General features: G+C 62.6%; 12 protein-coding genes. 8 read left to right on the top strand and 4 right to left on the bottom strand.

All coding sequences use genetic code 11. The annotated features are described in order from the left end of the window. Positions 1-40 precede the first annotated feature (40 nt). Both mdoH and ACFPN2_RS19000 read right to left on the bottom strand, forming a co-directional pair. Positions 41-2173: a glucans biosynthesis glucosyltransferase MdoH gene (gene mdoH / locus ACFPN2_RS18995; protein WP_380599308.1), complete on the bottom strand. Its 2133-nt coding sequence runs from the start codon at positions 2171-2173 to the stop codon at positions 41-43. Beyond that, positions 2158-3678: an OpgD/OpgG family glucan biosynthesis protein gene (locus ACFPN2_RS19000; protein ID WP_380599310.1), complete on the bottom strand. Its 1521-nt coding sequence runs from the start codon at positions 3676-3678 to the stop codon at positions 2158-2160. The genes mdoH and ACFPN2_RS19000 overlap by 16 nt, the downstream gene beginning before the upstream one ends. Before the next feature lie 314 nt (positions 3679-3992). Between ACFPN2_RS19000 and ACFPN2_RS19005 the strand changes: the two genes are divergently transcribed. The 5 genes from ACFPN2_RS19005 (at position 3993) to ACFPN2_RS19025 (ending at position 10683) form a co-directional block, all read left to right on the top strand. Further along, positions 3993-5012: a sugar phosphate nucleotidyltransferase gene (locus ACFPN2_RS19005; protein WP_380599312.1), complete on the top strand. Its 1020-nt coding sequence runs from the start codon at positions 3993-3995 to the stop codon at positions 5010-5012. A gap of 53 nt (positions 5013-5065) precedes the next feature. After that, positions 5066-6862, top strand: coding sequence for a malto-oligosyltrehalose trehalohydrolase (gene treZ, locus ACFPN2_RS19010; RefSeq protein WP_380599313.1), 1797 nt, complete (start codon positions 5066-5068; stop codon positions 6860-6862). Next, on the top strand, positions 6859-9732 hold the full coding sequence (gene treY, locus ACFPN2_RS19015; RefSeq protein ID WP_380599315.1) for a malto-oligosyltrehalose synthase: 2874 nt from the start codon (positions 6859-6861) through the stop codon (positions 9730-9732). Before treZ ends, treY begins: the two co-directional genes overlap by 4 nt. 121 nt (positions 9733-9853) lie before the next feature. Then, positions 9854-10237 (top strand): hypothetical protein, encoded by a 384-nt coding sequence (locus ACFPN2_RS19020; protein WP_380599317.1) that lies wholly within the window; start codon positions 9854-9856, stop codon positions 10235-10237. Continuing rightward, complete coding sequence (locus ACFPN2_RS19025) at positions 10204-10683, top strand: pyridoxamine 5'-phosphate oxidase family protein (RefSeq protein WP_380599319.1); 480 nt, start codon at positions 10204-10206, stop codon at positions 10681-10683. The genes ACFPN2_RS19020 and ACFPN2_RS19025 overlap by 34 nt, the downstream gene beginning before the upstream one ends. A gap of 2 nt (positions 10684-10685) precedes the next feature. Here ACFPN2_RS19025 and ACFPN2_RS19030 read toward each other — a convergent pair whose 3' ends face one another. Then, positions 10686-11015 (bottom strand): hypothetical protein, encoded by a 330-nt coding sequence (locus ACFPN2_RS19030; protein ID WP_380599321.1) that lies wholly within the window; start codon positions 11013-11015, stop codon positions 10686-10688. 75 nt (positions 11016-11090) lie between these two features. Between ACFPN2_RS19030 and ACFPN2_RS19035 the strand changes: the two genes are divergently transcribed. After that, positions 11091-11936 carry a YihY/virulence factor BrkB family protein gene (locus tag ACFPN2_RS19035; protein ID WP_380599323.1) on the top strand — a complete coding sequence of 282 codons (846 nt, stop codon included), beginning with the start codon at positions 11091-11093 and terminating at the stop codon, positions 11934-11936. On the opposite strand, the gene ACFPN2_RS19040 is transcribed toward ACFPN2_RS19035, so the two are convergent. Beyond that, a complete protein-coding gene (locus ACFPN2_RS19040; protein ID WP_380599325.1) occupies positions 11928-12821 on the bottom strand; it encodes a DUF4382 domain-containing protein in 894 nt (297 codons plus the stop codon). The genes ACFPN2_RS19035 and ACFPN2_RS19040 overlap by 9 nt on opposite strands. 255 nt (positions 12822-13076) lie before the next feature. On the opposite strand from ACFPN2_RS19040, the gene ACFPN2_RS19045 reads away from it, so the two are divergent. Further along, on the top strand, positions 13077-13358 hold the full coding sequence (locus ACFPN2_RS19045) for a hypothetical protein (RefSeq protein WP_380599327.1): 282 nt from the start codon (positions 13077-13079) through the stop codon (positions 13356-13358). A gap of 178 nt (positions 13359-13536) precedes the next feature. After that, complete coding sequence (locus ACFPN2_RS19050) at positions 13537-14559, top strand: FAD:protein FMN transferase (RefSeq protein ID WP_380599329.1); 1023 nt, start codon at positions 13537-13539, stop codon at positions 14557-14559. Positions 14560-14561: the final 2 nt, after the last annotated feature.

The following is a 14561-nucleotide window of genomic DNA, read 5'->3' on the forward strand; positions in this document are numbered from 1 at the left end:
TCGCGAAGCGGCGAGCGATGTATCAAATGTTAGCCAGCGATTATTGGGGGGGCAGCTCGGCGAGTCTTTCGAGCATGCGAGGATCGCCGGCGACGTGCACTTTCTCAGCGGGGCCGAGCCACGCGAGCGCTTCGTTGAGCGTGCTCGCGTCGTGCACTTTTTGTTCGGCGGTGAGCCGATGCGGATCGGGATGACCGCGCGATTCGGCCGGGCGCGGCAAGTTTCCAGTGATGTGCGCGTAACGTGCCTGACGATCGCTGGCCAGCAAGCGCAGGCCGTCGCGTGCCGGCTCCTTGGCTTGAGCGAGCAGTTCGTCGCGACGTTTGATGACAGGCGGCGCGTTTTTCTCTTCCGGCGTACGCAGCAACCCTAGCGAATGCATCACGCGACCGGCGAGCACGCTGCCGCTCATCTTCGATAGCGGAATCGCCAGCAACAGACCGGCGAGCGTGGGCGTGAGCCAGGCCAGCAGTTCAGGCGAGATCAGATACGCGACGATGCCGGTGAGCACGCCGATGACGACGTGCACCCAATGAATGCGCGCCGACTCGCTCCACGCCGTGGAGTCGCTGCGTCGACGTTGCGCATTCCAGCCCGAGTCCCGCCCGGTCAAGATTTCGATGACGTGCTGGGTTTGCACCAGCATCATGATGGGTGCGTACAACGCGGACAGCAGCGTCTCGAATACCGTGCTGACGATGACGCCGAGGAAGCCGCCGCAGCCCTTGCGGATCTTGCTGTTGAACAACGACCGCAACATGCCCAGTACTTTGGGAATGAACAGCACCACCATCGTGAAGATGAACAGCTGCATCATGCGGGGCGCATCGAACTTCGGCCAATCCGGAAACAGCTGGAAGCTGCGGCTGAAATATTCCGGACGGATCAGCGTCGCTTGCAGGGTCAGCGCAAAGCCCACCACCAGCAGCATCAGCCACAGCGGCGAGGACAGATAGCTCATGATGCCGATGAAGAAATGACCGCGGCTGATGGTCGACAGCCCGTCGGAGCCGATGATCTTGGAGTGCTGCAGATTGCCCTGGGCCCAGCGCCGGTCGCGCACCGCCACGTCGATCAACGACGGCGGGCTTTCTTCCCACGAGCCGTCGAGGTCCGGCGCCATGCGAACTTTCCAGCCGGCCCGGCGCATCAACGCCGCTTCGACGAAGTCGTGCGACATCACGTGACCGCCGAACGGCTTGCGGCCCGGCAGCTGCGGCATGCCGCAGGCTTCGGCGAACGCCTGCACGCGAATGATGGCGTTGTGGCCCCAGTAGTTGCCTTCGTTGCCCGACCAGGTCGCGACTCCGCGCGCGATGATGCCGCCGTACACACGACCGGCGAACTGCTGGATGCGAGAAAACAAACTGTAATGACCGTGCAACATCGGCACGGTCTGCAGGATGCCCAGATGCGCATCGCCCTGCATGCGACGAACCAGCTCGACCAATGTTTCCGCCGACATCAGGCTGTCGGCGTCGAGCACGATCATATAGTCGTACCGACCGCCCCAGCGCTTGACGAACTCTTCGACATTGCCGGCCTTGCGACCGGTGTTGTGCCAGCGGCGCCGATACCAGACCGGCATGACATTGCGCAGCTCGCGCCGCAGTCGATCGACCGCGATCGATTCATTGATCCAGGGATCGACCTGCGTCGAGTCCGAGATGATGACGATCTCGAAGTGTTGCGCGGCCCCGGCTTGCGCCAGCGCTTCGGCCATCGCCTGCAGCGCCGAGGTCGTATGCGTCGGGTCCTCGTTATAGATGGGCATCAGCAGCGCGGTCCGCGAGCCGGCCAGATTCGCCTGCGTCTTGGGAATATGGATGGGCACCAGCAGCCCGGCGATAGCCGAGGCCGCGGAGAATGCGATCCAGGCGAACGTGACGGTGAAGAAGAAAATCATCACGCCTTGCAGGATCGTCATCTTCGAGAACTCGACGATGCCGAGCATTTCGAACAAGGCGTAACCGGTGAGGCCGAGCGTGGCAAGAATCACGATGGCCCGTGCAAATATTGCCCGGATCGGTGCCGGCCCGAGCGCTCGTACGACTTGCGGCGAACGTCGCAAGTCCTGCACGGGCATATCGATCGGCCGCTCGAACGGCATGCCGCCGCGAACTACGTCGCGGCCTTCAGTGGGGTTCGTCGGAGATTTCAGCTGGCCGTCCATCGATAAAGCCAGGTTTCGGTAATGGGACGATTGGCGCGCAACAGGCGCAATCGCAACTCGACCAGATTGGCGCCGGCCGGATCCAGCTCGAAGCTGGCGCGGACGCCCTTGGTCAACGGATTCTGTTGCAACGTCGGGTGCGACAGTTTGCCGGCGGAGGCGCCCACGTCGAGCTTGAGGTCCTCGATGTTACGCCCGGCACCGGCGAAGTCGATTACGAAGATACGACGCTTGCCGTCGATCGTCGGACCGCTGCGTGTGGCGGTGGCGCGCCCCAGTGACGGGGTGATGCGCGGCGTGGCATTCCAACGCACACGATAAGAGGCATGCCATGGTTTGCCGGCTGGCAATACGTAGTGCGGCCGGAAGAACGCCACGACGTTGTCGTTGGTCTCGTTCTCGGTGGGAATCTCCACCAGGTCCACCGAGCCTTTGCCCCAGTCGGAGGTCGGCTCGATCCAGGCACTCGGCCGCAGCTCGTACTTGGCTTCGAAATCGCGATAGTCGCTGACACGACGAGACCGTTGTATCAGACCGAATGCGCGCGGCGCTTCGGCGGTGAAGGCCGACACTTGCAACTCAGTCGGATTGCGTAGCGGCCGCCAGAGACGCTCGCCCGAAGCCGTTACCACTTGCAGACCGTCCGAGTCGTGTACCTCGTCGCGGAAATCGTCGATACGGGTGCGTTCGGATTCATCGAACAGAAACATCGATGTGAGCGGCGCGAGACCGATGTTGTCGAGGTCAACGCGCGGTACCAGCGTCACGTCCACATCCATCACGGTTTCGGTGCCAGGCTGGATCGAGAAACGATACGCGCCGGTGGTGGACGGACTGTCGAGTAATGCGTGCACGACGATGCCGGACGAATTAGCGCCGGGACGTTCAATCCAGAACTGGGTGAAGGCGGGAAACTCCTCGCCAGCCGGATGCGCCGTACGGATCGCCAGGCCGCGGGCCGACAGACCGTACTGCCCGCCGCGAGGCACGGCGCGAAAATAGGAGGCGCCTTGGAACACCATGAATTCATCCCACACCGAGCGGGAATTGAGCAGCGTGCGCACGCGAAAGCCCGACAGCGGCAAGGTCTGATTGGCGAGCTGCTTCTGGACGTGCGGGCCGAGCCAGAACAGGTTCGGCGTGCCGACCAGATCGCTGGCCATGCCGCTTTCGACCGACGACACCTTTACCGGCGTTTGAAACAAAAAGCCGGCGGGCAACAGCTCCACCCGGAACGGCACCTGCTCGTTGCGCCACAGGGCCATTTCCGGCCGGAAACGGATGTCGCGATATTGGTCGTAGCTGAGCTGCTGAAGCGCCGCATTGCCTTCCAGGCGACGCGGCACGAACGCCGATGCGGCGGTTCGTTTCGCCAGATCCAGGACAGTCGTGGGTGTGAACTTGTAGCGCGCGGTGCCTGCGGCATCGACTGCAGGCTTCACCGAAGCGGCGCCAGCGACGCACGAGAAAGTGATGGCGAGCATCAACAGCCAATAGCGGCGCATGACTTTCTGCGACGGCAGCAGGGGAGGTCGTGTGCGCGGGACGGGCGGGGCGCCGGCGCCCCGAGAATTTGCTGACTCGCCTGAATTCATCCGAATCGATCGTTCCTGGTTCAAAGGCCGCGGCGCGAGCAGCGTTCACACTTTTATGTCTACGCGCTCCCCGACACCGCAGTTCCAGATTTCATCACTGTCGCGGAACCGCGTCGCTTCGCCGCGGATTAGACGCAGCGATGTTCGTTGGTGGCTTTACCACAACATCGACACTCTACCAGCCAGCCTGCACCGTTCGTACCGCATTCTTATCGGAGACCAGCATGACCGACGCGTCGCGAGCCCCTGATCGTGGCCATCCCAACCATTGGGCATTAGTTCTGGCGGCGGGCGACGGTAGCCGGTTACGCGCATTGACGACCCAGCCTTGCGGCACGCCGGTGCCCAAGCAGTATTGCTCCTTGAGCGGTGGCCAGTCGCTGGTGGAAGACGCCGTGACGCGTGCCCGATCGTTGGTCGCACCGGAGCGGATCTGCGCCATCGTGGCTCAACAGCACCATCGCTGGTGGTCGAACGTTCCGGCGCTCACCGGGCTCCCGCAACCGAATCTGATCGTTCAGCCGAGCAATCGCGGCACGGCCATCGGCATCCTCTACTCGCTGGTCCATATTTTAAGCCAGGACGCGGACGCCCAGGTGCTGTTGTTACCTTCGGATCACTACGTGGCCCAGGAATCCGTCCTGCAACGGTCGCTGGCGGCAGCGATGGAACATGTCTCGCGCTGTCCTGATCGTCCGGTGCTGCTCGGACTGCAACCCGACGAGCCGGATAGCGAGCTGGGCTACATCGTGCCGGGCGAGTCCAATGGATTCGGTGGCCGGAATGTGGCGCGGTTCGTAGAAAAACCCGAGCTGACTGTGGCAGCCCAGATCGTGCGCGCCGGCGGCTTGTGGAACACCTTTATTATTGCGGCTTCGGCCCGCGCGCTGTTGAACCTGTTCCTGCCGCGCTTCGCGCCGACCGTCATGGAGATGCAAGTCATCGTCGGCAACGCGCTCGAGCATCGCACGGCGGGCGGCTGGCCGGCCATCGTCGATATGTATACGCGCATGCCGGACCTGGACTTCTCCCGCGATCTGCTGGAAGGCCGGGAATCTTCGCTGTGCGTGCTGCCCGTGCCGGCGTGTGGCTGGAGCGATCTGGGCACGCCGCATCGAGTCGGCGAGACGGTGCGCAGATTGAGCGGCGAGTGGGCGGCCGGCACGGCGGATATGTCTGGTTATATCAATCTCGCCGCCCGGCACGCGCACTTCGAGCGCTCCTTGTCCGGCGCCATGCTCTGATTTCAGTCCTGCATATCCGCAAGGAGGGCAGGTCAACGAGCGAGGGAGCTGCTGTGAGCAAAGACATTCCGTGGCTGTTCGGCCCGCAGCTCACCGCCGAAGGGACGCGATTCCGGTTCTGGGCGCCCGGTGCGCGGCGTGTCGATCTGCTGATGAATGCCAGGGATGGCGCGTCGTTGCGACAGCAATGCTCGACGGCGGGCGACGGCTGGTTCGAAACATTGACCCCCGGCATCGGCGCCGGCGGTCGTTATCGCTTCCGCATCGACGACGAGCTCGATGTGCCCGATCCGGCCTCACGATTCCAGCCTGAGGGTGTCACCGGTCCTGGCGAAATTCTCGATCCTCATGCCTATCGATGGCGCGACCTGCGCTGGCAGGGACGGCCATGGCACGAGGCCGTCTTGTATGAATTGCATGTTGGCACTTTCACGCGCGAGGGCACGTACGCTGCCGCGATCGCGCGTCTGGACGATCTGGCCAAGGCCGGCATCACTGCCATCGAGCTCCTGCCGCTGAATACTTTCCCCGGACAGCGCGGCTGGGGGTACGACGGCGTGTTGTTATATGCGCCGCAGCCGGGTTACGGTCGCCCGGAGGATCTGAAACGTTTCGTGGAGGCTGCGCACGAGCGGGGCCTGATGGTGCTGATCGACGTGGTCTACAACCACTTCGGACCGGAAGGGAATTATCTGCACCGGTATGCCGAGGACTTTTTCACATCGGCGCATCACACGCCGTGGGGCAGTGCCATCAACTTCTCACATCCCGTCGTGCGCCAGTTCTTCATTCAGAACGCGTTGTACTGGTTGAGCGAATATCGCTTCGACGGTCTGCGGGTCGATGCCGTGCATGCCATGTTCGATCAAGGCGACACTCATTTCATCGATGAGCTGGTGGACAGCGTGCAAGTCGGCCCCGGCAGCGAGCGTTATGTGCACGTCGTGCTGGAGAACCATCACAACGAGGCGCGGCGCCTCGGGCGGAAAGGTCGCACGATGGTGGCGCAATGGAATGACGACTTTCATCATCCGCTGCACGTCCTGATGACCGGCGAGCGCGATGGCTACTATCGCAACTATGCCGGGCAGACCATCGAACAGCTCGGTCGCGTGCTCGCCGAAGGCTTCGCTTATCAGGGCGAGGTTTATGAGACGGACGGACAGGCTCGTGGCGAGCGTAGTGCCGCCCTGCCGCCGACCGCGTTTGTGAGTTTCATCCAGAATCACGATCAGATCGGAAATCGGGCCTTCGGCGAGCGACTGGCGCAGCTCGCGCCACGCGAAAAGTTACGTGCGGGTCTGGCGATTCTGTTGCTCGCTCCGCAGATCCCAATGCTGTTTATGGGCGAAGAATACGGCGCGCTGCAGCCGTTCTTGTATTTCTGCGACTATCAGGGCGATCTGGCGAAGGCGGTTCGCGACGGTCGGCGCAACGAGTTCGCGGCGTTCGGCGTGTTCGCGGACGAGCACCGGCGCGAGCAGATTCCAGATCCCAACGCCGAGAACACTTACCTGTCGACTCAGCTCGATGCCGAAGACATCGCTCGCACGCCCCATCGCGAATGGCTCGCCTACACGCAGGAACTGCTGAGCGTACGCGCCGCGAAGCTGGTGCCGCTGATTCCAGAGATTGTTCCCGGGGCCGCGCGCTACACGGTCGACGAGCACGTGCTCACAGTCATGTGGCCTATGAGTCGCGGCCGGGCGTTGGTGATGCAAGCGAACTTTGGCGACACGCCGAAGCCTGTGCCCCGCGTCGCGAACCTTTGGTATTCCACTGCCGGTTCGTCCGCGCGCGGTGAGGAGCTGGCCGCTTGGGAAGTCAGGGTGTCGTTGGGAGCGTCATGAGCGCACTGGTGCCAACCGAGCAGGGCGTGAGATTCAAGATTCCCCGCGCCACGTATCGGCTCCAGTTCAATCACCAATTCACCTTCAATGACGCGGCCCGCATCGTTCCCTATCTCGCGCGGCTCGGCATCAGTCACGTCTACGCATCGCCGATTCTCAAGGCGCGGCCAGGCAGCATGCATGGCTACGACGTGGTCGATCACTCGCAGCTCAATCCGGAGCTGGGCACGCGTGAGGACTTCGATCGGTTCGTGCAGCAGCTCCATGAGCATGGCCTCGGCTTGATCGTCGATATCGTGCCCAATCATCTGGGCGTGATGGGCAACGACAATATCTGGTGGCTGGATGTGCTGGAGAACGGGCCGGCCGCGCGCTTTGCCTATCACTTCGACATCGACTGGCGGCCGAATCGCGGCTCGATGCGGGACCGTATCCTCGTGCCGGTGCTGGGCGATTCCTATGGCGTCGTCCTGGAGCGCGGCGAACTGCAGCTCGAGTTCGATGCCACGGCGGGCAGCTTCTCGGTACGCTATCACGATCATCGGTTGCCGATCGACCCGCGCGAGTATCCAAGAATCTTCTCGCAGCCGATTCCGGAAGCGTTGCTGTCGCAGGATGACGCGCATCGTGGGGACTTCGAGAGTCTGCTCACCAGCTTTGGCAATCTGCCGCCGCGTGACGATACCTCGGCGGACGCGGTGGCTGTGCGTTATCGCGACAAGGAAGCTCACAAGCGACGCCTCGCGCGCTTGATCGAGCGCAGTCCTGAGGTTCTGAGTCACATCAACGAAAGTGTGACCACGATCAACGGCACGCCGGGGCAGACAGAGACCTTCGATGCGCTCGATGCTCTGCTGGAGGCGCAGGCGTATCGGCTGTCGTACTGGCGCGTTGCTGTCGACGAGATCAACTACCGTCGGTTCTTCGATGTGAACGATCTGGCGGCGTTGCGTATGAACGAGCGCAGCGTGTTCGATGTGACCCATCAGCTGATTTTTGAACTGATCGATGCCGGCAGCATCGACGGCCTGCGCATCGATCACTCCGATGGCTTGTACGATCCCGAAGAATATTTCCTGTGGCTGCAGCAGCGCTTCGGCGGCGGACCGGGCCAGCGGCCGTTGTATGTCGTGACTGAAAAGATCCTGGCTGCGCACGAGCGATTGCCCGAGTCGTGGCTGGTTCATGGCACGACCGGCTATGACTACGCGGCGTTGCAGACGACCTGGCTGGTCAACGGCGACGAAGAGTCACGCATGACCCGGCGCTATCGGGCGTTCACCGAGAATGAGGCGTCGTTCGAAACGCTCGCGTACGAGAGCAAGCGGCTGGTCATGCGCTCGTCGCTGGCCGCCGAGGTCGAAGTACTCGCGACTCAGCTGGATCGCATCGCGCATTTGGATCGGCACACCGCGGATTTCACCCGGGCCGCCTTGCGTGAGGCGATTCGAGAAGTGATCGCCTGCTTCCCCGTGTATCGCACTTATATATCTCCACGCGGCGTCGGCGATGAGGATCAGCGAATCGTTCATTGGGCGACGGGGCTCGCGCGCCGGCGCAGTGCGGGTGCTGAGGTGAGCGTCTTCGACTTTCTCCGCGATGTGTTATTGGGCACCGCTGCGAACGGGCGCATGCCGTCGCATCGTCAGGCCATGCTGGAGTTCGCCATGAAGTTCCAGCAGGTCACCGCGCCGGTGACCGCCAAGGGCGTCGAGGACACGGCGTTCTATCGTTTCAATCGTCTGATCTGCTTGAACGAGGTGGGCGGCGATCCGAGTCGGTTCGGCGTGTCGTCGACGGCTTTGCATCAGGCCAATCTGGAGCGCGCCAGGCTGTGGCCACATTCGATGCTGGCGACGTCGACTCACGATACCAAGCGCAGCGAAGACGTGCGCGCTCGCATCGCTGTGCTGAGCGAGCTGCCCGATTTGTGGAAACAGCATCTGTCGCGCTGGTCTCAGCTCAATCGTAACAAGCGACGCCAGGTGGATGACGCGCCGGCGCCGGATCGTGAAGACGAGTATCTGCTGTATCAGACGCTGGCTGGGCTGTGGTCGCCTGAGTGGCAGACCGAGCCGCTGATCGAGCGCTTGCAGGCGTACATGATGAAGGCGGGGCGCGAGGCCAAGCGCTCGACGTCGTGGATCAATCCGAATGCCGATTACGAAGCGGCGGTGAGCGATTTCATCGTGCAGCTGTTGAGCAATCCGGAGCGCAACGCCTTTCTGCGCGACTTCACTTCGTTCGTCGCGCCTGCGGCGTTCTTTGGCCGCATCAATTCGCTGGTGACGACGGCGTTGAAAATCACATCGCCGGGTGTGCCTGATTTCTACCAGGGCACCGAGTTGCCGACGTTCACGCTCGTCGACCCTGACAATCGCACGCCGGTGGATTTCGCCGCGGCAGCCGAGCGATTGGAGTCGGTCTCGAATGTTTCAGATGGAAGTGCACTGCTCGACGAGGCCGACGGCGCGCGTGCCAAGCTGTATGTAACGTGGAAGCTCTTGCAGCTGCGTGCCTCCGACGCGGCGCTGTTCGCCTTGGGTAGCTATCAGCCGTTGCAGGTGGAGGGCGAGAAGAAAGAACACGTATTCGCTTTCGTGCGCACGCATGAGGGACGCAGCTGTGTGGTGATCGTGCCGCGCTGGTCGGCACGACTCCTGACGGGCGAGATGCGTCTGCCTTTGGGCGAGATCTGGAGCGACACTAGAGTTGTGCTCGGCACGGCAGCCGCTGGCGAGCTGCGCGATGTGCTCACTTCTAAAGTGGTACGCACGAGCGATGACGACGCAGCGGTACGTGTCGCGGATGTCTTATCTACATTCCCGCTTGCAGTGCTAACTTCCGCGGCCGCTCCTCACGGCACGTAACGCGCGCCCAACGCGCGGTGTCTGGCCAAAATAAAAACGGGCGATCGGGGCTGTTTTTATATACAGACGCAAAGCGCCTGCGTATTCTCCGCCTCGAGCCCAACTCACCGCGGAGGATCTCATGTCTGACACAGCCACGTTGTCCGAGCAGATCGAGCACGAGCGTGTCGAGCTCATGCAAATTCATGCCATGGTTCGATGTTTGAACGATGTCCTGCTGTATGCGGACGACGATGACTCGCCCATGCACGCGGACGTGGCGCTCGTTATCGCGCGCCTGTTGAATGATTCAGTCGGGCGCCTGGATAGTGTCCGCGCACGGGTCGCGCAGTTGGAACAGGTCGTGACGCCGCCGAATCAAGTACGCGACTGTCCGCAACTCGATGACGGCTACGCGCGGCGAGCGGGTGCATCGGAACCTTGGCTGATGGTGCGCGATTGCTTGGATGTTGCGCGCACAGGAGACTATTCATGCAAGCCGAGTTCGAGAAATTGGGTGAGCTGATCAAGGATATCCGCGTTGCCATGGTGACCACTGTGGAGTCGGATGGAACGTTGCACACGCGGCCACTGGCTTCGTTGGCTTACGAGAACGACGGTCAGCTCTGGTTCTACACTGCGACCGATTCGGCGAAGGTCGACGAAGTCTTGCACGACGTGCGCACCAGCGTGGCGTTCGCCGACACCGGCAAGGACGCCTATGTTGCGGTGTCGGGCACGGCGGACATCGTCAACGATCGCCACCGCATCCACGATTTATGGACGCCCTTCGCGAAGCCTTGGTTTCCCGATGGCCCGGACTCGCCGAACCTCGCACTGTTACGGGTGCACGTCGAGCGCGCCGAATACTGGACGTCGCCCGGCAAGGCCGCTTATCTGTTAGGCGTCGCCAAGGCCGCAGTCACCGGCAAGCGCACTCACCTGGGCGATAACCGCAAGCTGACCATGTAACTTCAGCCGCGCCCCGGCGCTGCATCACCATGACATTCGTAGTGCTGCACTGTCCGGGGCCGCTCTAATAAATATTTATCGTCCAGCGGGTAGTAGCGGGCGAGCTCGATGTCGTCGCCCGCGAACGCGCGGATGGAATCGAGCGAATCCCACCAGCTCAACGTGATCACCTCGGTGCGCTTGTCATCCAGGTCGCGTACCGCAATGGCGGCACCCCGATTGCCGGGCGTCGAGCGATAGTCGTCCAGCCCTGTGCCTTTGATATAGCTCACGTACTCGTCGCGATGCTCCCGGCGAATCACGCCGCGCCATTCACGCAAGAAGCTGCTCATTGCCGTCCTCCTACATGAACCTTGAGCTCAGGCCGTGCGTTCGAGCCATCGGGCGGGGCGAGACAGCGATTGAACGTGCCGGCAAAAATCTGGAATCTGGCCAAGTGCGCGGTGACCAGCTGGGTCACGGACCGGTCATCGGCGGCTGGCGCGGCGCTTGCGTTTTACTGCGCCTTCTCGCTGGCTCCGTTACTGATCATCCTGCTCACCGTCGCTGGGTGGATCGTAGGGGCGGAGACCGCGTATGGGCAACTCAGCGATACGTTGACGCAACTGTTCGGACACGCCACGGCCGGGGTGCTGCTGGAGGCGATGAAACAGTCGCAGGAGTCCGAAGGGATCGCCGCGGCGGCGATCAGTGTCGTTAGTTTGATCGTGGGCGCGACGACGGTTTTCGCCGCGCTCGAGGAAGCGCTCGATACCATCTGGCATGCCCAGGCGCTCGCGCCGAAAGGCATCTGGGGCTGGGTGAAAGTCCGGGTCCTGTCGTTCGGCGTGATTCTGGCGGTCGGGTTTCTATTGCTGGTGTCGCTGTCTGTCACATCCGCGCTGGCAGCGCTGCGTTCCATCATCGCGTCACGTTTCTCGGAACTCGTCGTCCTGGCGGCGGTGCTCGATTTCGCGATCTCGCTGACGCTGGTGGCGGGCCTCATCGCCATCATCTATCGCTATTTGCCGTCCAGGCGGCTGCCCTGGCGCCCCGTGCTGATCGGCGCGGTAGTTACGGCGCTATTGTTTCATCTGGGGCGATGGATGATCGGGCTGTATCTGGCGAAGTCGACACAGCCCTCGGCATTCGGTGCGGCAGCATCGTTCGCTGCGATGCTGCTCTGGTTGTATTACTCGGCGCAGATATTCCTATTGGGCGCCGAGTTCACCGCCTGCGCCGGCGGCGTCAAGGATGAGCAGCGCTCAGGGTAGGTCGCGCGCGATGGTTTCGTGGTCGTCGAGACTCACGTTGATGGCATTGCGGAACCGCAGGTCATCATCGGCTGTGGGGTCTTCGTCGTTGCCGTCGCACGTCACTGCCAGGGTGTAATCGCCGGCCGGCAGATAACGCAGCGCGTAGAAAAAGCCACCGCCGCTGGTGGCGGTGAATACCGGCGCAGTGGCGAACGGCTCGACGCCGGAGCCATCGATGTCGTCGGGCGTGACATCCCGGCCTTGGAACAAATAAACCGCGCCGCGCTCCAGCGAAGTACCGGTCGGGCAGGTGACGCTCACATTGCCTTCGATGCGGCTCATCTCGCTCGTTTCCACGGCGCGCATCATCGCTGTGAGGTTGTACTCCCGGTTGTCCTCGTCGAAGCTGAGCGACTTGCGCAGATCGAGCAGGAGGGTGAACGAGTCGGTGCTGTTCCTGTTGTTGTCGATGCTGAAGCTCAAGGACGCGTAGTCGCCCTCGGTCACGTTCAACGGGAACTGCGTGCCGGCGTTGGTGGTGACGAAGTTATCGTCGGCCCGGTCCTCATCGAACAGCAATCGCACGCCGGTGTAGTTACCTTCCGGCAAGTCCTCGCTGGTGAATAGACGGAGCAGGCCGTTGTCGTCGGCGAGATCGATCAGGTCCAACTGCTCGCTGGTGCTGAACTCCAGGATCTTGGTATTGCCGCTGCTGGTGGAGAACTCCAACCCGCGAATGTAAGCGACCACCTGGGTGATGTTCGGATCGGACGGCAGCTCGGTGGCCAGGTCAGTGGTGACCGCGCCCTGGCAGCCGGCGAGCAGGGCGAACACGCCCAAGGCGCTCAGACGGGCAAGGCCGCCGCGGCCGAGGCTGAATCGCCACCAAGCTGAACGTTGCATAAAAGCCATGAAGCGCACCATCGAGTCCATTATTCGCAAGCATCCCTGATTCTGATGCAGGAGTCCCGCTTTTGGTCACGGTCGGACGGAAGAAAGTTCCCGCCGCTGTCGTTCGCAGGCCACGCCCCCCGCCCAAGGTGATTGTGGCTTCCCGACGTCCCCCCGGCCAAGCGGTCCAGCTGCCCGAAAGGACACATCACAGCCAATGCACCCGCCCATACTCTGCGCCACGGACGTGTGAGGGGCGAGGATATCTTGGAACGGGGCGTCGTCATCGGCGGGTTGATGATCTGCGGCAGTTTTCTGCTCGCGGCGATGCTCAACCGTTCCGCAATGGAAGAGCGGCCGGCGCCTGCTCCCGTGCCGATCGAAGCGGTCGTCCCGGTATCGCCGCCCGCCGTTCAGCCCGCGGGCGCGGGTGCCATTTCCGATTGCGCCGATGTGAACACGCGCGCCGATGCGCATGGCGCGGCCGTCGAGGCCGAACCTCCGGCTTCTGACCTTATGGTCAATGGGCGCGAAGCCTGCCCGCGCTGAGAATCGATCCGAGCCTGGCGCTTTCATCGGTTTGAAGCCGCGGCTGGTTCTATGCCACCGCATTAGCGCGCGATCCGTTCTCCTCCCGCTCGGACGCACGTAGCAGCCAGTCGCGGCTTCTCCTGACTCTGTTTGATGGCTGCTACCATTCGCCGCCTGTGCATCGTCGGGGCGGCGTGTGATAGGAGCGAATCGGGCGTTCATTGTTTTGTTGGCGCTGGCGTTGGCCGGATGCGAGCGCAAGCCGCAGGAACTGGCCATCTCCGGGCCGGCCCAAGGGACGACCTACTCGATCAAAGTGGCGTCTGCGCCTGATGGCATCGATGCCCATGCCTTGCGAGTCGCGACCGATCAGGTGCTCGATAGCATCGATCGCAGTATGTCGGGCTATCGCGAGGACTCGGAGATCTCCCGCTTCAACGCGTCGACCTCGACCGACTGGTTCGAGGTCTCCAGCGATCTCGCCACCGTAGTCGACTACGCGCTCAAGGTCAGCCAAGCGTCGGACGGGATGTTCGATATCACGGTCGGGCCGCTGGTTGCCGCGTGGGGCTTCGGGCCGAAGGGCGAGCCCATCGATTTGCCCGATGAGGCGAAGCTGGCCGAGCTGCGGGCGCAGGTTGGCTATCGAAAACTGCAGGCGCGCTTGAGTCCGCCCGCGCTTCGCAAGTCCGAGCCGGGCTTGCGGGTCGATCTCAACGGCATCGCGCCGGGTTACACCGTCGATCTGATCGCCGAGCGCTTTCAGCGCCTGCATCTGAGCCATTTCATGATCGATCTCGGCGGCGAAGTGCGTGCGCAGGGCCGGAATGCCCGGGGTCAGCCCTGGCGGATCGCGGTGGAGCGCCCCATCGATGCGGAGCCCGAGCCCTACGCCATCGTATCCTTGGATAATGCGTCGGTGACGACGTCGGGCGAGTATCGTCACTATTACGATCGCGATGGGCATCGCTATTCGCACACCATCGATCCACGCACCGGCCGGCCTGTCGAGCACACGCTCGCTTCGGTTGTCGTTGTCGGCCCGACGACGATGTATGTCGATGCCTGGGCCAAGGTGTTCAACGTGCTCGGCACCGAAGCCGGGCGCAAGCTGGCGCTCGAGCGCGCGATGCCTGTGATGTTTATTGAAGCGAATGGCACCGAGCTGCATTCGGTGACTACGCCGCAATTCGATCCCTTGGTCTCATCAGACAAATAGGA

The organism is Steroidobacter flavus (assembly GCF_042651805.1).
In the GTDB taxonomy this organism is placed as follows: Bacteria; Pseudomonadota; Gammaproteobacteria; order Steroidobacterales; family Steroidobacteraceae; genus Steroidobacter; species Steroidobacter flavus.